This is a genomic window from Mucilaginibacter segetis (assembly GCF_016522075.1).
GTDB lineage: Bacteria > Bacteroidota > Bacteroidia > Sphingobacteriales > Sphingobacteriaceae > Mucilaginibacter > Mucilaginibacter segetis.
In genome coordinates, this window is record NZ_JAEHFW010000001.1 from 1,478,832 (window position 1) to 1,502,351 (window position 23,520).

The window sequence follows — 23,520 nt, forward strand, 5'->3', positions numbered from 1 at the left end:
GTGTAAATTATTATGCATAATTTCAGCAATTCAGCATAACAATGTACATTTGCCCCTGATTATGAAATTCATTTATCAAACCTGGTGGAAGGTAATAGCGGTCTTATTGGTGTTATCTACATTGATTACCGGTTTACTCTTTGATGTGCCCAGGTTGCCTATTATTCACGAAACCATTCGTAACCTGTATTTTCACGTACCCATGTGGATGGGGATGTTAACCGTTTTTGTAGTATCTGTATTTTATAGTGTGAAATATCTGCAAACCGGCAAAGAAGAACATGATCTTGCGGCAGTAGAATGTGTAAATACCGGGTTAGTATTTTATACTTTAGGACTTTTAACAGGGATGCTTTGGGCCAAATATACCTGGGGTGAATTTTGGAGTGGCGACCCTAAGCAAAACAGCGCCGCTATAGCTTTTTTATTGTATTGTGCCTATCTGGTATTAAGGAATTCTATTGACGAAGAACAAAAGCGCGCCAAAATATCAGCCATTTACAACATCTTTGCTTTTCCGGTTATGGTAGTGCTCATATTTGTTTTGCCACGAATGACAGACTCCCTTCATCCTGGTAGCGGCGGAAATCCTGCATTTGGTAAGTACGATTTAGATAACGGCATGAAACTGGCTTTTTACCCGGCTATGTTAGGGTGGAGTTTTATAGCACTTTGGATAGCTACACTACGCTACCGCATCCGTTTAATTGAAAATAAAAAGAACGCCATTTAATTTGATATGAGAAAATTAACTCTTTTAATACTTTTGTTGTGCTGCTTTTTTGGTGCTTTTGCTCAACAGACACAAACAGTTGAAATGGCCGATGTAATGCGTAGCTCTGGAAAAATATATGTAGTTATTGCTGTAATAGCTATAATTTTTGCGGGCATTGCTATTTACCTATTCTCTATAGACAGAAGATTAAAAAGGATCGAAAAGGAGAAATAAATCTAAACATCTACCCATGTGTTTTAAACGTAGGTTTCGGTAATTGAGCCTTAAAATATGGCAGAAACACATTTTTTTAATAATTTGCGCAATTCGTAAAAAATATGCCAAATTTGTGCACTTTTTTAAGAGAATAATTATTTATCCAACCCTAAATTATGAATATTAATAATCCAACTGCAGATCAGGATACTCACTTTTTTGGTGATGTGTGTAAGAATTTCGATTATGCGGCGCAGTTTACCAAGCATGATGCTGGTTTATTAGATCAGATAAAATCATGCAATAGTGTTTATCGTTTTCGTTTCCCCATTCGCAAAGGAAACGGTTTTGAAGTTATTGATGCCTGGAGAGTTGAGCACTCCCACCACCAGTCACCAACTAAAGGCGGTATCAGGTATAGTGAAATGGTTAACGAGGACGAAGTGATGGCACTTGCTGCACTTATGACCTATAAATGTGCCATTGTTAATGTACCCTTTGGCGGTGCAAAGGGTGGTATAAAAATTAATCCTAAAAATTATACCGTAGGCGAATTAGAAAATATTACCCGCCGCTATACCGTAGAATTAATAAAAAAGAACTTTATAGGCCCAAGCATTGATGTACCTGCCCCGGATTATGGGTCTGGCGAAAGAGAGATGAGCTGGATCGCTGATACGTATGCTACCATGAACCCGGGCCAGTTAGATGCTTTGGGTGCTGTTACGGGTAAACCCATTGCATTGCATGGTATAGCAGGCAGGCGCGAGGCTACCGGCCGTGGTGTGGCTATTGCTGTACGTGAGTGTGTAAGTTTTGGCGAGGATATGCAAAAACTGGGTTTATTGCCAGGGCTTTCCGGTAAAAAGATCATTGTTCAGGGTATGGGTAACGTTGGTTTTTATTCGGCCAAGTATCTTTCAGAATTTGGAGCTACCATAGTAGGTATCTGTGAATTTGAAGGCGCTATATATAACGAGGATGGTTTAGATGTGGAATCTGTTTTTCAGCATCGCAAAACTACCGGATCTATATTGGGGTATGCAGGCGCAAAAAAGGAATTCAAAAATACCATGGATGGTATGGAACAGCCTTGTGATATATTGGTGCCGGCCGCATTGGAAAATCAGATAACGTTAGAGAATATTAAAAATATTAAAGCTAAAATTATTGCCGAAGGTGCCAACGGGCCAACTTCTCCGGAAGCTGAGGCCGTTTTTTATAAAAATGGCGGGTTAATTATTCCTGATATGTACGCTAATGCCGGCGGTGTTACCGTGTCGTATTTTGAATGGCTTAAGAACCTTTCGCATGTCGCGTTTGGTAGAATGAACAGACGTTTTGAAGAAAACTCCAGTCTTAACCTTGTTAATATGGTGGAGGGAATTACGGGTACAGCTTTAACTCCAATGCAACGTGCTACTATAGTTAAGGGAGCATCAGAGCTGGAGTTAGTTAATTCAGGCCTGGAGGATACCATGATACGTTCTTACTACGAAATAAGAGAAATTTATAAAAATAACCCTAAGGTAGAAACCCTGCGTAACGCAGCTATGGTAGGGGCTATTAATAAAATAGCGGTATCATACATGAATTTGGGTATTTGGCCGTGATATGCTATCTGTAAATCAATAAAATTAAAAGGTTGGAGTGTTGAGTTCCAACCTTTTTTGGTAATTACTATATGCTCTTATCTGTTGGCAATAAATGGCGCTTTCATAACAAATTCGTCGCTCTTTAATTGCGCTATTATGAAATTTGCTAAACTGGTAGCGCTAATAAAGTCGCCGGGGCAGTCCGTAATATCTATGTTTATCGGGGTGTTTTCATCAGTTTGCTGTATTATGGGCAACCGTACCAACGTCCATTTAATATCACTGTTTACCAGTAAATTGTATTCCAATTGTTTGTCGGCAGTTGTTTTTGGATAATTTTGGTACATCCATTCTGTCCCGAATTTAGTTTCAGGACTTTTGTTATCCAAAGGTGTATCCACATTCAATCCGGTAATTGCAATATACCGTCTGATATTGAAATGTCGCATGGCATGCAATACATTTTTGGTAGCTATGCTAAAGATAGATGGTTCGCCCACAGGCTGGCCAATGGTGCTTATTACCGCATTGCAGCCATCTAACAATCTTTCTATAGCTTCATAATTGCGTGCGTCACCCTTCACTAATTCCATAAATGGATGTTGCAGTTGTAAACTGTCGGGGTTTCTGTGAAGTAACTTGAAGGAAATCTCCCTGAATATTAATTGTTTAACCAGGTATTTACCGGCTTTTCCGGTGCCACCTATGATGGCTAATTTTATATTTGTTTTCATGTGTTCTCTTTAAAAAATAAATAAAAATGTACAGTTATGCCCGGGAGGCATATCGGCGTCGTGGTTTAACGCATTGCATTAAATATTTTATAAAGAGATTTTAATACACAAACCTACATAAACATTTTGACTAACACTGTATTATGTTATTAATAATAGTTCTAAATAACATATATCCCATGTAATAAACATTATTAGCTTTACGTTTTGTATTTTTGCAATCTGTAATTCTGATAAAACCAATAAATGAAGAAAAGCGCAATATTTGGAATAGTAGTTATAGCTGTAGCCATAGCCGTTATTATAAGTGCCTATTCTAATACAAGTTCATACGGCTCGTTTACCGACGCTCAAAAAAATAATACCGAACTACACGTAGTAGGGCACCTGAATAAGAAGAAAGAGCTGATTTATGATGCCACTAAGGATGCTAATTATTTTTCTTTTTACATGCTTGATAAGGATGGTAAGGAATGTAAAGTGGTTTATCCGGGTACCAAACCTCAGGATTTTGAACGTTCCGAGCAAATTGTACTTACCGGTAAAATGAAGGGTAGTGAATTTCATGCATCAAAAATATTGATGAAATGCCCTTCTAAATACACCGACGAGAAGTTGAATGTTACCGAAGCTACCGCGCAAAAAAGCGCGAGTTTATAACTTAGATAATTTTAATGGATATAGCTTATAAAGGCGAACACCTGCTCCCGGGTAATTTGGGCCAGTTTTTTATTGTTCTTGCATTCGGTTCCGCTCTTTTTTCATTCATCTGCTACTTTTTTGCCACGCAGGAAAAAGTTGCTAAAAGTGACAACTCCTGGCTACGTTTAGGCCGTATAGGTTACTGGCTAAACACGGTATCTATTATCGGGATGGGTACCTGCCTGTTCTATATCCTTTATAATCATTATTTTGAATATCATTACGCATGGTCATACACCTCGCGCTCATTGCCTACCTACTATATAGTATCAGGTTTCTGGAACGGGCAGGAGGGTGGCTTTTTGCTGTGGATGTTTTGGGAAGCTGTATTAGGTAATATATTAATATGGCGTGCAAAGTCATGGGAAAAACCGGTAATGACCACGCTGGCACTTTCGCAGGCGGTATTGGGTACCATGGTGCTTGGCCTGCAAATAGGTAGTGCTCACGTAGGCAGTTCGCCATTTTTGCTGTTACGTAACTCGGGAATGCAAGCCCCTATATTTCAAAATCCGGATTATCTAAGTTTCATAAAAGACGGTAAAGGGATGAATCCTTCACTGCAAAACTATTGGATGATCATCCACCCGCCAACCTTATTCCTTGGGTCGGCATCTTTGGTAGTACCGTTTGCATACGCAGTAGCCGGTTTATGGAAAAAGCGTTATAAAGAGTGGATACAACCAGCAATACCTTATGCCTTGTTCTCATGTATGGTGTTGGGCACGGGCGTGGTTATGGGGTCTTTCTGGGCCTATGAGTCGCTTAACTTTGGTGGCTTTTGGGCATGGGATCCGGTAGAGAACGCTTCTATATTTCCGTGGCTGATGCTGGTAGGCGCATTACACGTAATGATTGTTTATAAAAATACAGGCCATTCTTATTTTACGGCTACATTTTTAGTAATGATCAGTTTTGTACTGGTTTGGTATTCATCGTTCCTGGCAAGGAGCGGGGTACTGGGCGAATCATCAGTGCATGCATTTACAGATCTGGGCTTATTTTGGCAGCTTGTAATAGGAGTATTAATTTTTCTGGCTATATCTGTTTATCTGCTTGTTTCCCGCTGGAAAGAATTGCCTATCACTAAAAAAGACGAAGAAACCTATTCACGCGAGTTTTGGATGTTTGTAGGTGCTGTATTTTTGGGCCTTTCCTGTTTTCACCTTATCGTGGTAACATCAATACCTGTTTGGAATTTGATGTTTGGTACCAAAATGGCTCCACCTACTGATCCGGTTAAACACTATAATGTTATACAGGCATCGTTTGCGGTAGTTATTGCATTATTAAGCGGTTTTACCCAATTTTTAAAATACAAACGGACTGATATTACGCGCTTTTTTATCACCACGCTTATATACCTGGCCTTTGCAGCATTAATTACTGCCTTAGTAGTTTACGCCACCGGATTTTATAAACTGCATGTGGTATTTATTTTGGTAATGTTATGTTCTGTATATAGCGTTGTAGCAAATGCGAAAATATTGGCTGACTCTTTTAAAGGGAAATATAAACTGGCAGGTTCAGCAGTTGCACATATTGGTTTTGGATTACTACTGGTAGGAGCACTGATATCTTCGGGTACAAAAAAGGTGGTATCGGAAAATATTACAGGTGAGCAGTTTAGTGCAGAGTTTGCTAAGGATGAGGATCCTAAGGAGAATTTACTGCTGTATAAAAATGAGCCGCTTAGATTGGGCGATTATATGGTAACTTTTACAGGTGATACCGTTGAAGGGGCAAGTCATTTTTTCAATATCGACTACAAGCGAATGAAGGATGGCAAGGTAACAGAAAGTTTTACACTGCGTCCTAATGTAATACAGGCACAGGGTGGCATGTCTTCTACACCTGATACGAAGCATTATTTATTTCATGATCTGTACACCCACATTACTATGACCAATCTTATCAGCACTCAGCCTGCGGCAGAAGAGGCACAACACGGTGCGACTGATGATGATAAGAACTATGACGCGCCGGTAGCCCATGAGGTTGCTGTTGGCGATACTATACCGTATCGCGATGGTGTTATTGTGTTGAAAAAATTGAATCGCTCAGTTAAATTACAGGATATACCTATTACTGACAAGGATATAGCTCTTGGCGCACAGTTAGAAGTTATCACCCACGGCAAAACCTATGAAGCTGAACCTGTTTACATGATAAAGGGCAACAGTCAGTTAGATTTTGGTAAGAAACTGGAAGATGCGGGTTTAAAGTTGCGTTTCACTAAAGTTATACCCGACGATAATAAGATAGAGATCACCGTTTACCAACAACCGGAGAGCAAGAAAAAGTTTATCGTATTAAAGGCAATAGAATTCCCTTATATCAACCTGTTTTGGGCTGGTACTATTATTATGGTGATAGGGTTTTTATTATCTATTTTTAGAAGGAATAAGGAGTTTAAAGCTATTTAATATTACAATCACTATTAATTTAATAAGCCGATTGTAAATCTCCATACATCCCAAGACAAATAATATATTTTAACATCATATTATTAAAGCTATTATTTTATTGTAATATTATATTTGTCCACTATTATCCAATATTAAAGAATATTGACTTACTAACGTCAGGTTTCGTAAACAGAAATCGGTAAATTGCAGCCACCTTATTGAATTATATGGATACTCAGGAAATCATATCTATTACAATTGTACTTGCAGCGGTTTTCGCTTATATCAATCATCGTTTTATAAAATGGCCGCCAACCATTGGTATCATGATACTTTCATTAGTGTCGTCTATTTTTCTGGCTACGTTGGGTAACTCTTCTATTCTGTCAGAAAAAGCAGTAAAGCTTGCTTTCTCAGTTGATTTTCAGGATGTGCTGATGAATTTTATGCTGAGCTTTTTATTATTTGCAGGTGCTATACATATTGATGCCAGCAAGTTAAAGCAAGAGCGTCTGCCGGTAATTATGCTGGCCACGCTAGGCATAATAATGTCTACATTTATAGTTGGGGGTATGGTATGGTTGCTTTTTACCCTCTTTCATATCCCAGTAGAATTTATATACTGTTTGCTTTTCGGAGCGCTTATTTCACCAACCGATCCTATTGCCGTGTTAGGGATACTAAAAAAAGCAAATATTCCTTCGTCTCTTGAAGTTAAGATTTCCGGAGAATCTTTGTTTAATGATGGTGTAGCTGTTGTTATTTTTATAAGCATAGCCGAAGTTGCCCGTTCCGGAGATTTTTCGGCAATCTCAGTAGGAAAGCTGTTTTTACAGGAAGCTGTTGGGGGATTGTTGTTTGGCGGCTTACTCGGGTATATTGGTTTTTGGGCTTTACGCTCTATTGATGATTATAAAGTAGAAGTATTAATTACCCTCGCAATAGTAATGGGAGGTTATTTTGTTGCTGGTCATTTACATATTTCAGGTCCGTTAGCAATGGTTGTAGCCGGATTAATTACAGGTAATAAGGCTAAACGCGAAAGTATGTCTGACCGTACACGCGATTATCTTGGTAAGTTTTGGGAACTGATTGATGAAATTTTGAACGCTGTATTATTTTTGTTCATCGGGCTGGAAATGCTGATTATAAAAATAGAGCCTATTGTATTAATTATAGGCGTCATAACCATATTTATAGTACTCATATCCCGCTGGGTATCTGTAAGTGTACCTGTTTTTTTGCTTCGTTATAAAATTAAATTTGAAAAACACGCCATACTTATACTTACATGGGGTGGCCTGAGGGGTGGGATCTCGGTAGCTTTAGCCTTATCATTATCAGGAGGCATGCATCGCGATGAATTTTTGCTGATAACTTATATAATTGTAGTGTTCTCTATATTGGTACAGGGTTTAACCATTGGTAAACTGGCAACAAAATTGCAGCAACCTGCGGCAAGCTAATGTTATGGATAGGATACTACGTGAGATCAGGCGTTTTATAATCAACCGTTTTAGTTTAAACGAAGACAAAGCCGATGAGTTGCTTATTATAGAATCGATACGAAAAAATGTAGAATTTCGTGGCGCTAATTTATGGGCACTTATTTTTGCTATAGTAGTAGCCTCCATTGGTTTAAATGTAAATTCAACGGCAGTTATCATCGGTGCTATGCTTATTTCGCCTATAATGGGGCCGGTTATGGGTGTTGGATTAGGTATCGGGATAAATGATTTCGATCTGGTAAAAAAGGGGGGTAAAAACCTGCTGGTAGCTTCTATTATCGGTATCATAAGTTCTACAATATATTTCCTCGTTACCCCATTGCATGAAGCACAATCTGAATTGCTGGCAAGAACATCGCCGTCAATATGGGATGTTTTTATTGCGTTTTTTGGTGGACTTGCCGGAATGGTTGCCGCCTCAAGAAAAGAAAAGAATAATGTAATACCCGGGGTGGCTATAGCTACCGCCTTAATGCCTCCATTATGTACAGCGGGGTTTGGTATAGCAATGGGTAATTGGTACTTTTTTTTGGGTGCAATATATCTTTATTTTATAAACAGTGTATTTATTACAATCGCTACCTATTTAGTTGCCCGTTACCTTAAAATGACAAGACATCATTTTGATGATGCGGTCAACGAAAAAAAGGTGAATAGATATATTATCATAAGCGTGGTGGTAACTATAGTGCCCAGTATTTTTATGGCCTATCGTATTGTTGATAAAAGCATATTTGAAACTAACGCCCGTAAGTTTGTAGATGAGCAGTTTAAATTTAAAAACACACAGGTAGTATCAAAATCATACGTGTATAGCACTAAGGATAAAGCTATCGACTTGTTACTTATTGGAAATGAATTAGATAAAAAGGTATTAGATACACTTAACCGTAATTTAGCTAAATACAGTTTAAAAAATGTAGAATTAAATATACGGCAGGGTTTAAATGCGAAACAGCAAATTGATTTTTCACAGATCAAAGCCAGTATCCTGGAGGATGTATTTAGCCGGCAGCAAGTACTGGATACTACAAAAGTAGAAGCATTGAAAGTGATAACACCTGATACCGCTGTATTAGCAGAGCTTAAAGTGTTATATCCTGCAATAACCTCATTCGGATTTAATGATTTTACAATTTATCATACAGATACTACGCTAACTGATACCATAAAAGTTGCTATCGCAAACTTTACTGTACCTATCAGGAAAGTGGATCAAAGCAAATTGCAGGAATGGTTAAGGAAACGTTATCAGTCAAATAATCTTAAGCTTATTGTGCAGTAATTTGCATTATGCTTGAAAGGCATATTTTACATCTTCCCAAAACTCATCTAAAGCAATAATACGTGGCTTAAAAAAGGAAATTAATTGGGGCCAGTCGTGTTGGTTATAAACACTTACGTTTTCCAGTTCGGTGTAAATACGGCTTATAGTTTTACCGTATTCATCGGCAGTATGCAACTGCCATATCCATGCTTCTTTAAGCGCACTATTCAAAATGTTTTTATAGCTGGCAAATTGCTCAAAAAATAATTGCTGCAACTCTTTATCAGCATGGGTAATCTCTATGGCTATAACAGCATTTTTATTATCAGCCTGCAATTTAAAGTATAGATGTTTTACACCTGTTTTGTAATTAATCCAATTAATTTTTAATCCCGATGTGGAAATTACAGGCCGCATATATTGCCCGAAACTTGTCCAGAATGTTTGCCGAAGGTGTGCTGCCTGCTCTTTTGAATACATGGTTTATTCTTACTTTAAAATCTCAAAAATAAAGGTTTAATTTTTTGACAGATTAAATCAGCCTGTTTATTTACTTTAGCAAAACCAATAGCCGGTAATTAACATGAGGTATCTGTTATTTTTTATACTGCTTCCTTTTTTCGCTATAGCGCAACCTGCACCAAAACCATATGGCCCTTTACCCACGCAAGGGCAGTTAAACTGGCAGGAAACTGAAATGTATTGTATAATTCATTTTGGCCCGGCCACTTATACCGATAAGGAGTGGGGATATGGCGATGAGGGTGCTAAAATAGTGAATCCAACCAGGTTTGATGCCATGCAGATTGTAGAGGCAGCTAAAGCCGGTGGCTTTAAAGGTATAATTGTAGTGGCGAAACATCATGATGGATTTTGCCTTTGGCCTACTAAAACCACCGATTATAATATAAGTAACAGTCCGTATAAAAACGGTAAAGGCGACCTGGTAAGGGAATATAAGGACGCCTGCGATAAATTGGGAATGAAAATGGGTATTTATTGTTCACCGTGGGATAGAAATAATGCCTTATATGGCAAACCTGAGTACGTTACCAACATCTATCGTGAACAGCTAAAGGAACTATATACTAATTATGGCCCGCTGTTTATTTCGTGGCATGATGGCGCAAACGGTGGCGACGGATATTACGGTGGCGCACGCGAGGTACGTAAAATAGACCGTTCTACTTATTATGATTGGGATAATACCTGGGCCATTACCCGTAAGCTACAGCCTAATGCGGTAATATTCGGAGATGTTGGCCCTGATGTGCGTTGGGTGGGTAATGAGAGGGGTGAAGCCGGATTAATAAGTTGGGCCACCTACACACCGCATGCACCGGATGAGGGAAAAGAACCAGGCAACGGTTATGTTAAAGATTATGAGGGAACCGAAGGGCAGCGCGACGGAAAATACTGGATGCCGGCAGAGTGTGATGTTTCATTAAGGCCGGGTTGGTTTTACCATGCCAGGCAGGATGATTCATTAAAAGCGCCTGTACAATTAATGGATATTTATTACAAAAGTGTTGGTCGGGGAGCATGTCTGGATTTAGGGCTTTCGCCAGATAGATCTGGTAGGTTAAGTGATGGAGATGTTTCTCAATTAAAGTTTTTTGGAGATATATTGAAACTTACGTTCGAGAATAACTTAGCTAAAGGAGCCATCCTTGAAGCAAGCAACATACGTGGTGGTAATAAATTGGAATACGGCCCGACCAATTTATTAGATAATGACCGTTACAGTTATTGGGCTACAGATGATGGAGTAACTAAGCCGCAATTGATATTGACCCTTGCTAAAAGCAGCACTTTTAATATAATTCAACTACGCGAAAATATTAAACTTGGTCAACGCATTGATGAAATAGCCATTGATATATACAAAAACGGTAAATGGCTGCAAATAGCCAAAGCAACAAGTATTGGCGGCAACCGTTTAATAAAATTGAGTAAACTTGTAACTACAAAAAAAGTTAGACTTAGAGTTATTAAAGCCCCGGTATGTATTGCTTTAAGCGATCTTGGTTTATATAAAGAACGCTTTTTCCCACCCGCTAAACGACATGATAGTGACTAATTTAAATAAATATCTATTCTTCTTTTTTTTATTGTTTGTTGTAAAGGATATATCTGCACAATCAACAGATCTTTTTGACGCTGATGTAAAACCTAAACTCATTTCCCGGCAATTTACTTTTACTGAAGGCCCTGCGGTAGATAAAAAAGGTAATATATTTTTTACCGATCAGCCGAATAACAAAATTTGGGAATACGATATCAATGGTAAGCTATCTGTATTTATGAATAATGCCGGCCGGGCAAATGGGATGTATTTCGATAAAAAAGGTAACCTGATAGCATGTGCGGATGAGCATGATCAGTTATGGAAAATAAAAAAGGATGGAAAGGTTAAAGTACTGGTGAAAGATTTTAAGGGCTTGCGCCTTAATGGGCCTAATGATGTATGGGTGCATCCAAATGGAAATATATATTTTACCGACCCTTATTATCAGCGACCTTACTGGACACGCACCAAGCCTGATATGGACAATCAAAAAGTATTTTATTTGCCAAAAGGTAAAGATCAGCCGATAGCTTTAGAGGATAGCCTGGTAAGACCTAATGGTATTGTTGGTACTCCTGATGGTAAACGTTTGTATGTGGCAGATATTGGCGGTAACAAAACTTATAGCTATACTATCAATACTGATGGTACATTAAGTAATCGGCGGGTATTTATAGAGCAAGGAGCTGATGGTATTACGCTGGATGAACGGGGAAATCTGTATCTTTCTGGTAATGGCATTACCATTTATAACCCTGAGGGGAAAAAAATAGGTCATATTTCAATTGATGAACCCTGGAGTGCCAATGTGTGTTTTGGAGGCAAGAATAAAAATGTACTTTTTATTACAGCATCAACAGCTATTTATACTGTGCAGATGAATGTAAAGGGAGTAGAATAGGTTTATTGCTTACGTTGAACTTTTTCCCAAACAGAACTTTGCTTTTTAGTATAATATCTAATTAAGCCGGCTATTACCGCATAATTCATTATACAAAAATAATAAGGTACAAACAGCACCTTTATCCGAAGGTGGCGTTTCTCCAACATATATCCGAATATAGCTAACAGATAAAATAATACCTGCAAGCTAAAAATTACCTCATAAAATATGCTGATCTCCGCGAATGCCAAAGCAAGGTTTGTTATAAAAGCCAATATCAAAAAAAATGGCGTTACTGTCCACCTTAAAACCCGGTGACTAACATATTGAAAAGATAATACCGGATATTTTGCAGACCATAACAACTCTTTTAGCCTTACAATAGATTGTATGCCACCTGCTGCTATTCTTCTTTTACGTTTTAATTCTTCCGATACATTTTCTGAGGCGGTTTCTAAAGCATAGGCTTTAGGTTCATATATAATACGATATCCCCTGGCAGCTATCAGCATAGATATCATAAAATCATCAAGTACCGTATCAGCGGGTACGTCCTCGTAAAGCTCGCGTCTCACGCTAAACAGCTCGCCGGCAGCACCAATCACTGAATACAACTCTGAATCCCATTTTTTTAAGGTTGATTCATATTTCCAGTAAAAACCTTCACCTGCAGCACTTGCATCTGCATTCGTATCAATTTTTACACGTTTTTCTCCTGCAACAGCCCCAACGGTTTCGTCGGTATAATGTCGGCAAATATTAATTATTGCTTCCGGATTTAGAAAGGTATTAGCATCCGTAAAAACCACAGTATCGGTTGCAACGTGCTCCATCGCTCGGTGTATAGCAGCAATTTTACCTGCACGTTGAGGCTGGTGTAATAATTGAATTTGTGGGTATTGCCTGATTATCTCAGGCGTGTTATCCGATGAACCATCGGTTACAAAAATAAATTTCAACTTATTTTGCGGATAGATAAGCTGTAAGCTATTGGCTATTTTTTGTGAAATAAAATCTTCTTCATTATAAGCTGCTACCACTAATGTACAGGTAGGAAGTGTATTGTCAGTTACAATTGGAATTATAGGTTTGCCTTTAACGCTTCTTTTTAATTTGATAATGAAATACAATAGTATTCCGTAACCAATAAACGTGTAAAAAACAACGAAAAAGCTTATCCAAAAAGCAATTATCATGAAACCTTATTTACCGTAAAACCCAACTCTTCGCTGTTTTTACTATGGGTAATATTCCACCAAACAGCGCGGAATAAAATACTGATGAAGTTGTATTTCTTTTCTTTTATATAGCTAACTATGTTGCGTGGCACTACTAATATTACAAAATACAAATAAAATACTAACGCTTTTAAAGGCGGAGCATTGTGACGTATGAACAATATACGATTACGGTTCATAAAATACTCTTTAAAAGCGCTCTTTTTTCCTACGGTCATTGATTCTTTATGATAAATAACTGCGTCGCCACGTACCCACGCCTGGTATCCCGACTTATTAATGCGCTCGCCCCAGTCTACCTCTTCATAATAAATAAAAAAGTTATCTGCCATTAAACCGGCTTTGTGGCAAGTTTCACGTTTAACCATCATTGCTCCGCCATGGCAATAACCGGTTTGGCCTAACAGGTTGTCGTATTGACCTATGTCTTTTTCGAACCTGCCTACAGCTTTATTACGGCAAGTATAATAGTCAACCTGGGTAAAGCCCACATATTGTATTAAGCTTTTGTCGCTAAAATAATTAAGTTTGGGCGATACAATACCAACCTGCGGATGTGTATCTAAAACATCCACCAGCTTTTGAACAAGTCCTGTCGTAAATTCTGTGTCATTGTTCACCAAAAAATAATAATCCCCTGTTGCCTCTTTAATACCAATATTATTACCGCCGGAGAAACCCAAATTGATTTCTGAACGTATAAACTTAACATCAGGAAATTTCAGAGTCCATTTTGGGATAGGATTAACAGTACTGCCATTGTCAACCACAATAATTTCTATATCTTCATACGTATTAGTTTCAGCTATAGATATTAACAGTTCTTCCGTTATCTGATCCTGATTGAAATTAATAGTTACAACAGAAACTCTTTTCATATAAAAAATTTGATGTTTGTATTAAACGTATAATATTAATAAAAGTTAAGCATTTACCAGCCATTTAAAAAATTTGAAAGATAAACAAACCGTTGATGATGTTAATTTGCTGCAAATAAAAGCAAATGAATTGGTGGTATTACTCAAAAAGGGAGAAGCCGATGCTAAATTGGTAAGGGCAATAAAGCAGCAGGTGGTAGAAGCTTGTGATGAAGCTTCCTTACCCAAAAAATTGGAGGCTTTTAATGAATTGAATATAGAGCAGGACAGGCTCGACCTTTTGAACGGTTTCGAGTTTTTACTGACGCATCATCAATTGGATAGTAACGAATCAAAGAAATATCTGCACCATGAACATATTAAAAAAAGTGTGATCGTTATTATTTCCATAATCATGATCACGCTCGGAATGGCCATGATAATAATGCCCGCGCCTCCATACTTTGAAATGTTTACAGTATTTTATTTTAATAAGAATGATGGGGTCACCATAATGGATATCATCTCATTGCTTATCGTTTTTACAGGTGTATATTTGTTTTTAAACGCTATTCTCAAAAAAAAATCCACATAGTTGCCATACATGCCCCAATCAAAAAAGATTTTGCTGGTTGATGATAATGCTTTTGTTTTACAGATGATGAGCAAGGCTTTGATTAAGGAAGGGTTTTCCTGCAGGAAGGCTACTTCTGCAGCAGGAGCAATGGAAATTCTAAAGCATGATATACCAGATGTTATTTTGTCTGATTATCACATGCCGGATGTTGATGGGTTTGCTTTCCGCCAGGAGTTGATCGATTTGCCGGAGTATAAAGATATTCCATTTATGTTTTTAACGTCTGAGGTAGATAATAAACTGATGCTTGAGGGTATAAATCTGGAAGCGGTTGATTATATATTAAAGGATACACCCGTACCTGTTATCGTATCAAAGATCAATAATTTTTTAAATACCGTACGTGAAAGGCATGAACGTACAATAAAGGAACTAAGCGTTGCAGCTATGGCGCTTAATCTGCATTCGGTTCCGCAGCAGTTACCGGTTATCAAAGGGTTCGAAGTAGATTTTTGGCATAAATCTTTTCAAAATTATCCGGGGGGAGATTTTATTGATTTTATTACTATTGACGACCGTTATACGTTTATAGTTTTAGGTGATGTAATGGGTAAGAAATGGGGCGCCTGGTATTTTTCCTTTGGCTTTTTAAGTTATGTACGTGCAGCTGTACGTATCTGTATCTCTAATGGTAACTTCTCAACCAAAAGCATTTTACAAAAAATCAACGCTGTGGTTTATCATGATCCGGTGGTTAATGATGTACTTTCCAGCCTGTCACTGGTTATGATAGATGCAGCTAACGGATCTGTAAAATATTCGGGTGCCGGAGATCTGCCTTTGTTGTATTATAACAGCAATACCCGTAAGGCCAATCGAATTACATCTTCGGGAATGCTGTTGGGTTTAATGATAGATGGTGACTTTAATGAAACTGAGTTAATATTAAATAAGAATGATATTTTATTTACGCTTACTGATGGAATAATTGATTTTGAAACCCCACAGGGCAAAAGGACAGATTATGATGTTTTTGAAAAAGCAGTTGAGGCTTTTTTTGACCGCCCCTTCCGTGAATTTAAAGAAGGCGATTTTTTAAAAGAAAAGGCCCTGGAACATGTTGACGATTGTAGTTTAATATATTTAAAAAAAACCACCGATGATACTTTTAACCAATAACTATAAAAACGCTTTAGTTGCCGAGATACAGATTAAAGAAGCAAATTTGACGATTTCTGAACAGTTTAAACAGCAGATGATAGAACTTATAGAACAAGGCAACAGCTATATTATTGTAAATTTTGTGAAGGTAATATATGTTGACAGTTCATTTTTGGGTGCATTAGTAGCCGCCCTTAAATACGCTATACCACATAAGGCGGAGGTAGTGGTTTGCGGATTAAATAAAGATATTTTAGGACTATTTCAGCTAATACGGCTGGATAAGGCCTTTAAGATATTTGGTAACGTGGATGATGCGGCGGTAAATGGTATAAATTAATTATGAGGGTTGAGGTATCCAAAGAGTTTATTTTTAATAACCAGGCCGGGGAGATTTACACATTAACCAGTGCTGTAACTGACCATTTACTGCATAATGTGCCTGTAAATGATGATATCGTAATCAGGCTGAAAATGATATTGGTGGAATTACTTACCAACTCAGTGAAGCATTGCGGAAACAACCATACTTCCCTGCTGGTGACGCTTATTGATAATAAAATTATATTAAAAAAGACTGACACAGGTAATACATTCAATATACGCTCGGGCGGAATGCTATATTCCTGGCCATTGCCAGGCATACATCATAATGATAAAGTGATAGATATATACAGCAACAACAACTGTGAATTAAAGGCTATGGTAAAAAACAATTGCTGCCTTAATTTCTTTGTGAAAGAGGTTGGTGATACAGATGATATTGAACATGATTTAAACACGTTTTCGGAGCATTTTGGATTGATGATTATTACTAAGGCATGCGACGTGTTTGAATATGAGTTTGACATAGGGCATTGTACTAATAATTTTGTGGCTACTCTGCATTTGAGGGCCTAAACACGAAATATTGTAGATTAATGGGTAGTGAGAACGCTGTTTCGGATAAAAAAAGATCATATGTATACTTTCCCAACCTCGACGGGATCAGGGCCATTGCGGCATTAATGGTTGTGGTATCGCATATCGAATACCATAAAAATCTTTTTAACCTGCAAAGAATTGGCATACCTAACCTGCAAAATATGGGCAAGGTAGGGGTTACTATATTTTTTGCTTTAAGCGGATTTTTGATAACCTATCTCTTAATGGTAGAAAAGGGCGAGTTTAACAGAGTAGGGTTAAAAGATTTTTATATACGCCGAATATTAAGGATATGGCCCCTATATTTTTTGATAGTGATAGTTGGTTTTTTTGTTTACCCACGTGGTGCATCAAAAGAGGCTTTGTGGTTAAGTGTTTTTTTTATGCCTAATCTGGCATTTTGCTTACAGATGCTGCCTTCTATATTCGATCCCATTTGGTCAATAGGTACAGAAGAGCAATTTTACATATTCCATCCGCATATTTTCCGTATTAAAAAACCTGAAAATATACTATATGCGCTCGTTGGTATTACTTTGGCATTAATAACAATCAACATTATTGTAAGGAGCATACAAAATCATAATCAGTTTTTGTCAGATCTGAGCTTGTTTTTATATTATGCACGTTTCCATAACATGATGGTTGGTGCCATTGTTGCTGTTTTATATTACAATACCAAACATCCTTCCTTCAAGTTTAAGTTACAGAGTGCTTTTGAGTTGATGTTCAATAAATATGTACAGATAGTTATATGGATATGCTTTATTTTATTCGTATACCTGTATACGCTCAGTGAAATACCACAAGGAGATATTGTAATTTCCGTTTTAGCAGCGTTGATTATTGTAAACTTGTGCGAAACCTCAAGCAGTATTTTTTCGCTTAATAACAGTAAACTAAAATACTGCGGTAAAATATCTTACGGCATTTATCTGCTGCATAAGTATCCGTTATACCTTATGCTGTACATAGCTCAAACTTATTTATCAAGTGTGGGCCTATTTTGGCAAAATTTGTTTATTTATGTGGCCACTTTAATAGCGGTAATAGCATTGGCATCATTGTCATACTATGGATTTGAACGTTATTTCCTTCGTTTTAAAAGTCGATTCCAAAAAGTATCACAAAATAAACAAGCTGTCTCTTCCTGAACGACGCGAGTTGTTTGTCATATTTTGAGGCATTGCTTACTTTAGTTAACATTTCTTAATTAATGGTCTGGAATAATCTTAAGCAATATCGGTCGGTAACTATGTATGGCTTGTTATTGGCTGTACTTTTATTTTTTTTAAAATGGATAGAATGGCGGTTTATTATTGTTGAACATACTTTTGAAGTATATGCGGGCGTTATTGCGTTACTATTTACACTTCTGGGAATTTGGCTCGCCATTAAATTAACTAAACCAAAAATAGTTATTGTTGAAAAGCATATTTATTCGCCCAGTACAAACGGTTTTGTAATAAATGAAAAAGAGATTCTTCAGCTAGGATTAAGTACTCGCGAGTTAGAGGTATTACAATTAATGGCAACAGGTTTAAGCAACCGGCAAATTGCAGATAAGCTTTTTATATCAGTAAATACTATAAAAACGCACTCTGCAAAATTATTTGAAAAAATGGATGTTCAGCGCCGCACCCAGGCTATAGAAAAAGCAAGACGTTTGGGCCTTATTCCCTGATGTTTAATAGTAACGATTTTTTCCGTTCAAATAATACAAATGATTTGGTAAGCGTTAAAATTCAGCATCTTAATAATAATATACTTAAACATCATGTTTGGAAAAAAGGTGTCCTATGTTTTACAGGACACCTTTTATATTTTATAAGTAATACTATTTTTTTGTGAATTGTTTAATAATATCGTTACCGAAGGCAAACACCATCAGAGATATTAACAAAACAAAACCAACTATTTGTGCACGTTCCAAAAATTTATCACTCAATGGTTTGCCTTTTATCATCTCAATAAGCAAAAACAGGGTATGACCACCATCCAAACCTGGTATAGGTAGTAAGTTTGTTAAGGCTAATACCATAGAGAGGAAGCCCACAAGACTCCAAAAACGGATCCAGTCAACATGGCTGCCAAACATTACGGCTATACCTATGGGACTTGATATAGCTTTACGAGCTTTTACCTGCCCTGTAAATATTTTACCTATCCCTTTAGCGTTGTCCACAAACATGCCCCAGGCACGGGAAGCACCTACAGGTAACGAGCCAAAAAATCCGTATTGTATTGTTTTCTCTTCCGGCAGATCCGCCTTTGGTGTAAATCCTAATATGCCATCTGCACTTATATGGGCGTTAACCATCATCAGGCTATCATCGCGCTTAACGGAAAGCTGCACCTCTTTATTTTTATTTTCGCGTAACTGATTTTGCATTTGGTCAAAAAATGTAACCTTATGCCCGTTTACTGCTAAAATACTGTCACCTTTTTTCAGACCAGCCTCTTTTGCTCCGCCGGTTGGCGCAATAGAATCAACAGCGAAAGTGGTGCGGGGTAACCTGCTTATAAATTCTTCAATGCCATAATCCGACAGATCATTTAATATAGTAGGAGGTACTTTGATATCTAATTTGCGATCTCCGCGTTGTACGTTCAATACGGTTTTATCTAATAATACCTTCGAGCTGGTAAGATCCTCAAAACGCTCTACAGGTTTGCCATTTACGGCATATATCCTGTCGCCTGGTTTAAGACCCATTTTTTGGCCGATAACGCCGGGAACTATACCGTATTTAATATCGGCATTCGGTGTATAGGTTTCACCATATTTTAAAGTAAGCATCCAAAATATGAATATGCCCACAATAATATTAACTATAATACCACCCAGCATTACTATTAAACGCTGCCATGCCGGTTTTGAACGGAACTCCCACGGTTGTGGCGGACCGGCAAGCTGATCGGTATCCATTGATTCGTCGATCATGCCGGATATTTTTACGTAACCACCTAGAGGCAGCCAGCCAATGCCATATTCAACACCCTTATAATTAAATTTAAAAAGGCTGAAATTCCAGGCATCAAAGAAAAGGTAAAACTTCTCAACTTTTATTCCGAAAGCGCGGGCCGCTAAAAAATGCCCGAACTCATGCAGTATCACTAAAATTGAAAGACCCAGTATTAACTGGCCCGCCATTATCAATATATCCATTCTTTATATTTCTCTCTGTACTAAGATTGTAATGCCTTTAACGGCATTTGCTTAATTAAATTTTGCGCAAATATGCGTGTTTCTTTATCAGTATTCAAATAGTCGTTTAACGACGGGTTTTTTATGTAATCTATTTTGTGCATGCATGTTTCAATAATGTCACTCATTGCCAAAAAAGTGGTTTGATTGTTTAGGAATGCGGCCACAGCAATTTCATTTGCAGCATTAATTATGCAGGGCATATTTCCGCCTTTATCTAAAGCCGTAAAAGCAAGGCCTAAGTTTCGAAACGTTTGTATGTCAGCTTTTTCGAATGTAAGGTTAGGGTGGTCAGTAAAATTGAAACGCTTGAATTTGTTTTTCACCCGGCCCGGATAAGTTAAAGCATATTGTATGGGTAACTTCATATCGGGCAAACCCATTTGTGCTTTTATTGATCCATCCTCAAACTGTACCATGGAATGGATAATAGATTGTGGATGTACAATTACCTCTATCTGGTTAGATTCTAAACCGAAGAGCCATTTAGCTTCAATTACCTCAAGCCCTTTATTCATTAACGATGCGGAATCAATAGTTATTTTGGCTCCCATTACCCAGTTAGGATGTTTAAGGGCATGTTCGCGTTTTACGGTTGTTAAAAAATCGCGGGTTTTACCTCTGAACGGCCCTCCTGATGCCGTTAATATTATTTTTTCGATAGTATTGTGATGTTCACCTGCGAGGCATTGAAAAATGGCAGAATGCTCACTGTCAACTGGTAAAATATTTACTTTATTTTCTTTAGCCAAAGTGGTAACCAGTTCGCCGGCCACTACCAGGGTTTCTTTATTAGCTAAGGCTATGTCCTTACCCGCTTTAATAGCATTTATAGTCGGCTCCAGCCCGGCAAACCCAACCATGGCGGTTAATACTATGTGTATGTCGGGCAAGGTCACCATTTCCTTTATAGACTCATAACCTGCCAAAACCGTTACAGGCAAATGCGAAAGTGCTTCTTTTATTTGCTGATATTTACTTTCATCGCAAATAATAACATATCGAGGGACAAATTCGAGCGCTTGTTTTATCAATAGCTCGGCATTGGAGTGGGCAGTTAGCATAAACGCTCGAAACAGCCCCGGATTATCTTTAATAACCTCGAGCGTTTGCGTACCGATGCTGCCCGTTGAGCCGAGGATGGCTATGTTTTTTACGGCGGTATATTGTATGGTCTTATTATTTATCAAATGATGTAATATTTATATATATTATTATACGTTTTGTTAACTAACGTATTCTTTTAACTCATCCGCAATTTTCCTGTCGTTTGAAAGTCGCGGTACTTTATTTTGCCCGCCAAGCTTTCCCTGGCTTCGCATATAATTTATAAAGGTATCTTTTTTTAAATTCCGGATGATTAAAGGCCTTAAAATGTTACCTTCTATAAGGTCGGAATAGTAGATATTCTTTTTTTGTAACGCCTTATCTACTTTTAAGGCAAAGGCCGGTACGTCTGCAGGTGGTTTTCCAAATTCAATGAACCATTCATGATAGGGTAATTCATTTTTTTCAGGATTTACCTGTGGCGCCACGGTGAACTCTATTATGTCAACGTGTTCTTCGGCGGCAACATTCATGAGTGCCTGTTCAACCTCTTCCCCAATTACATGCTCCCCAAAGGCTGATATATAATGCTTTATGCGGCCCGTTACGGTTATTCTGTACGGATCTTTTGATACAAACTTTATCGTGTCGCCTAAGCTATAACCCCAAAGTCCGGCATTTGTATTTAATATAAGTGCATAGTTTTTATTAAGCTCAACATCCTTTAGGTTGATGCGGGTTGGTTGTTCGTTAAAATACTCATCGGACGGAATAAATTCGTAAAATATACCCGAATCCACCATTAACAAAAGCCCTTTTTCTTTTTGGGAGTCCTGGAACGCGATGAACCCTTCTGATGCCGGATAAGTTTCTATGGAATCGATCTTCGCGCCAATGCTTTCCTCCATACGCGCTCGGTAAGGCTCGTAGTTTACCCCGCCGTGAACAAATAGTTTAAAATTCGGGAATATGTCTTTTATTCTTTTACCATCTGAAACGGCAGATAACCTGTCAAAATACATTTGGCACCATGGTGGAATACCTGATATCAGGCGCATATCCTGGTTTACTGTTTCCTTTACTACGGCATCAACCTTTTGCTCCCAGTCTTCAATACAATTAGTGGTGTATGTGGGAAGCCTGTTTTTTTGCAGGTAAGCAGGCACATGGTGAGCAACTATACCTGAGAGTCTCCCTGTGGCGATGCCGGCTTTTTCGTCCATCACCGGGCTGCCCTGCAAAAATATCATTTTACCATCCACAAACTCCGCATTACCGGTTTCGTGAATGTAACTAAGCAGCGCGTTACGAGCTGCTTTAATATGCTCGGGCATGCTTTGTTTAGAGATAGGAATATATTTTACTCCGGAGGTAGTGCCCGATGTTTTTGCAAGATACGCGGGCTTGCCGGGCCATAATACATCGGCTTCTCCTTTGCTAACTCGTTCAATATAAGGGCGCAGCTCTTCATAATCCCGAACAGGAACCCGCTTTTTAAAATCCTCGTAATTATTAATAGAATAGAATTGATGGTCGCGGCCAAAGGCAGTGTTTTTTGCCTGATATATAAGATCGCTGAAGGTATTTTGCTGTAAACCCAAAGCATTTCTACGAACCTGGTTAAGCTGCCGGTTTACAAAAAAAGCGAATATTTTACTGAGTGATGATTTTAACCCCATTTTAAGTAGTTTCGGCAATATCGTCATCAACATCTAAATGACTGTAAACCAATTTGCGATATGTAACCGCCAATATTATATTTACAAAGGGATAGGTGAAAAGAATGGTTAAGGAAATAAGCGGATAATACTGAGCTGCAATTGCCGGTAATGCTATAAAAAATAATATGACTATCAATATGGTAATAACCTTAAATATATATCCTTTAGTAAGTTGAAAACTTTGTTTTAAGGATTCAATGGGCCCGGAAGCGTCATCAACAATAAAAGTATTAAAAAACATACCCCTTAAGGCCAAATATAGCCCTGTAAATCCGGCTAATACCTCCACCGCAAATTGTACATCCTCGTATTCTTCTAATTTATCAACTATAATAGTTAAGTTGGTAACTATAAAAGCTATTATAAAAACCACAACCAAATAACTCATTACCATTTTAAAACCAGGTAGTACCTGCGAAAATTCAAACTCATAATATTCACTGTCAATAAGAGTAAATATTAATTTATATAAACCAAGGGTAGTGTAAGCCTGTACTAAAATTAATAAAAAGGCCACCACCATTTTACCCGCAAACTCTTCTGGTGCAAAAATAAATTGTATAACACCTGTTAGTATCGACAATAGCACGAAGGCTATAGCCGAATAAACTATAATGGTTATAAAATTCTTTTTAAAAATATCCCACGAAGTTTTAATCGTTTCCGCAACAGAAAATGGGTGGTACATATA

At 37.8% G+C, this 23,520-nt stretch carries 23 protein-coding genes; 15 read left to right on the forward strand and 8 right to left on the reverse strand.

The window, feature by feature from the left end:
• Positions 1–49: 49 nt before the first annotated feature.
• From ccsA (I5M19_RS06765) to I5M19_RS06775, 3 genes are all read left to right on the forward strand, one after another.
• Complete coding sequence (gene ccsA / locus I5M19_RS06765) at positions 50–733, forward strand: cytochrome c biogenesis protein CcsA (RefSeq protein WP_394370707.1); 684 nt, start codon at positions 50–52, stop codon at positions 731–733.
• Between the two features lie 6 nt (positions 734–739).
• A complete protein-coding gene (locus I5M19_RS06770) occupies positions 740–949 on the forward strand; it encodes a CcmD family protein (protein ID WP_200065446.1) in 210 nt (69 codons plus the stop codon).
• A gap of 158 nt (positions 950–1,107) precedes the next feature.
• Positions 1,108–2,544: a Glu/Leu/Phe/Val family dehydrogenase gene (locus I5M19_RS06775; protein ID WP_200065447.1), complete on the forward strand. Its 1,437-nt coding sequence runs from the start codon at positions 1,108–1,110 to the stop codon at positions 2,542–2,544.
• 77 nt (positions 2,545–2,621) lie between these two features.
• Here I5M19_RS06775 and I5M19_RS06780 read toward each other — a convergent pair whose 3' ends face one another.
• Positions 2,622–3,260: an NAD(P)-dependent oxidoreductase gene (locus I5M19_RS06780; protein ID WP_200065448.1), complete on the reverse strand. Its 639-nt coding sequence runs from the start codon at positions 3,258–3,260 to the stop codon at positions 2,622–2,624.
• A gap of 246 nt (positions 3,261–3,506) precedes the next feature.
• On the opposite strand from I5M19_RS06780, the gene I5M19_RS06785 reads away from it, so the two are divergent.
• The 4 genes from I5M19_RS06785 to I5M19_RS06800 all read left to right on the forward strand — a co-directional run bounded on the left by I5M19_RS06785 (position 3,507) and on the right by I5M19_RS06800 (position 9,163).
• Positions 3,507–3,920 (forward strand): cytochrome c maturation protein CcmE domain-containing protein, encoded by a 414-nt coding sequence (locus I5M19_RS06785; protein ID WP_200065449.1) that lies wholly within the window; start codon positions 3,507–3,509, stop codon positions 3,918–3,920.
• Between the two features lie 14 nt (positions 3,921–3,934).
• A complete protein-coding gene (gene ccsA / locus I5M19_RS06790; RefSeq protein WP_200065450.1) occupies positions 3,935–6,388 on the forward strand; it encodes a cytochrome c biogenesis protein CcsA in 2,454 nt (817 codons plus the stop codon).
• A gap of 209 nt (positions 6,389–6,597) precedes the next feature.
• Positions 6,598–7,836 (forward strand): cation:proton antiporter, encoded by a 1,239-nt coding sequence (locus I5M19_RS06795; protein ID WP_200065451.1) that lies wholly within the window; start codon positions 6,598–6,600, stop codon positions 7,834–7,836.
• Between the two features lie 4 nt (positions 7,837–7,840).
• Entirely contained in the window at positions 7,841–9,163 is a 1,323-nt protein-coding gene (locus tag I5M19_RS06800) for a TIGR00341 family protein (RefSeq protein ID WP_200065452.1), read from the forward strand.
• A 6-nt stretch (positions 9,164–9,169) separates the two neighbouring features.
• Here the strand turns inward: I5M19_RS06800 and I5M19_RS06805 are convergent, their stop codons facing one another.
• Positions 9,170–9,625: a DUF4268 domain-containing protein gene (locus I5M19_RS06805; protein WP_200065453.1), complete on the reverse strand. Its 456-nt coding sequence runs from the start codon at positions 9,623–9,625 to the stop codon at positions 9,170–9,172.
• Between the two features lie 103 nt (positions 9,626–9,728).
• Here I5M19_RS06805 and I5M19_RS06810 point away from each other — a divergent pair, with 103 nt between their 5' ends.
• Together I5M19_RS06810 and I5M19_RS06815 are read left to right on the forward strand one after the other, a co-directional pair.
• Entirely contained in the window at positions 9,729–11,225 is a 1,497-nt protein-coding gene (locus I5M19_RS06810) for an alpha-L-fucosidase (RefSeq protein ID WP_200065454.1), read from the forward strand.
• On the forward strand, positions 11,212–12,114 hold the full coding sequence (locus tag I5M19_RS06815; RefSeq protein WP_200065455.1) for an SMP-30/gluconolactonase/LRE family protein: 903 nt from the start codon (positions 11,212–11,214) through the stop codon (positions 12,112–12,114). The genes I5M19_RS06810 and I5M19_RS06815 overlap by 14 nt, the downstream gene beginning before the upstream one ends.
• Before the next feature lie 2 nt (positions 12,115–12,116).
• Here I5M19_RS06815 and I5M19_RS06820 read toward each other — a convergent pair whose 3' ends face one another.
• On the reverse strand, positions 12,117–13,292 hold the full coding sequence (locus I5M19_RS06820; protein WP_200065456.1) for a glycosyltransferase family 2 protein: 1,176 nt from the start codon (positions 13,290–13,292) through the stop codon (positions 12,117–12,119).
• Positions 13,289–14,212 carry a glycosyltransferase family 2 protein gene (locus tag I5M19_RS06825; RefSeq protein WP_200065457.1) on the reverse strand — a complete coding sequence of 308 codons (924 nt, stop codon included), beginning with the start codon at positions 14,210–14,212 and terminating at the stop codon, positions 13,289–13,291. Before I5M19_RS06825 ends, I5M19_RS06820 begins: the two co-directional genes overlap by 4 nt.
• A 73-nt stretch (positions 14,213–14,285) precedes the next feature.
• Between I5M19_RS06825 and I5M19_RS06830 the strand changes: the two genes are divergently transcribed.
• From I5M19_RS06830 to I5M19_RS06855, 6 genes are all read left to right on the forward strand, one after another.
• Positions 14,286–14,786 carry a hypothetical protein gene (locus tag I5M19_RS06830; RefSeq protein ID WP_200065458.1) on the forward strand — a complete coding sequence of 167 codons (501 nt, stop codon included), beginning with the start codon at positions 14,286–14,288 and terminating at the stop codon, positions 14,784–14,786.
• A gap of 9 nt (positions 14,787–14,795) precedes the next feature.
• A complete protein-coding gene (locus I5M19_RS06835) occupies positions 14,796–15,947 on the forward strand; it encodes a fused response regulator/phosphatase (RefSeq protein WP_200065459.1) in 1,152 nt (383 codons plus the stop codon).
• Positions 15,928–16,269: an STAS domain-containing protein gene (locus tag I5M19_RS06840; protein ID WP_200065460.1), complete on the forward strand. Its 342-nt coding sequence runs from the start codon at positions 15,928–15,930 to the stop codon at positions 16,267–16,269. The genes I5M19_RS06835 and I5M19_RS06840 overlap by 20 nt, the downstream gene beginning before the upstream one ends.
• A gap of 2 nt (positions 16,270–16,271) precedes the next feature.
• The gene (locus I5M19_RS06845) at positions 16,272–16,829 is read left to right on the forward strand and encodes a hybrid sensor histidine kinase/response regulator (RefSeq protein ID WP_200065461.1); all 558 of its coding nucleotides are present in this window, start codon (positions 16,272–16,274) and stop codon (positions 16,827–16,829) included.
• Positions 16,830–16,849: 20 nt separating this feature from the next.
• Positions 16,850–18,007: an acyltransferase family protein gene (locus tag I5M19_RS06850; RefSeq protein WP_200065462.1), complete on the forward strand. Its 1,158-nt coding sequence runs from the start codon at positions 16,850–16,852 to the stop codon at positions 18,005–18,007.
• A 62-nt stretch (positions 18,008–18,069) separates the two neighbouring features.
• Positions 18,070–18,537, forward strand: a complete 468-nt coding sequence (locus I5M19_RS06855; protein ID WP_200065463.1) for a response regulator transcription factor — start codon at positions 18,070–18,072, stop codon at positions 18,535–18,537.
• Positions 18,538–18,690: 153 nt separating this feature from the next.
• Here I5M19_RS06855 and rseP read toward each other — a convergent pair whose 3' ends face one another.
• The 4 genes from rseP to I5M19_RS06875 are packed head-to-tail and all read right to left on the reverse strand — an operon-like array spanning position 18,691 to position 23,517.
• Positions 18,691–20,022 (reverse strand): RIP metalloprotease RseP, encoded by a 1,332-nt coding sequence (rseP, locus tag I5M19_RS06860; protein WP_200065464.1) that lies wholly within the window; start codon positions 20,020–20,022, stop codon positions 18,691–18,693.
• Positions 20,023–20,042: 20 nt separating this feature from the next.
• The gene (locus I5M19_RS06865; protein WP_214653031.1) at positions 20,043–21,251 is read right to left on the reverse strand and encodes a 1-deoxy-D-xylulose-5-phosphate reductoisomerase; all 1,209 of its coding nucleotides are present in this window, start codon (positions 21,249–21,251) and stop codon (positions 20,043–20,045) included.
• A 36-nt stretch (positions 21,252–21,287) separates the two neighbouring features.
• Positions 21,288–22,787 carry a GH3 auxin-responsive promoter family protein gene (locus tag I5M19_RS06870; RefSeq protein WP_200065465.1) on the reverse strand — a complete coding sequence of 500 codons (1,500 nt, stop codon included), beginning with the start codon at positions 22,785–22,787 and terminating at the stop codon, positions 21,288–21,290.
• Position 22,788: 1 nt separating this feature from the next.
• Positions 22,789–23,517, reverse strand: a complete 729-nt coding sequence (locus tag I5M19_RS06875; RefSeq protein WP_200065466.1) for a hypothetical protein — start codon at positions 23,515–23,517, stop codon at positions 22,789–22,791.
• Between the last annotated feature and the right edge of the window lie 3 nt (positions 23,518–23,520).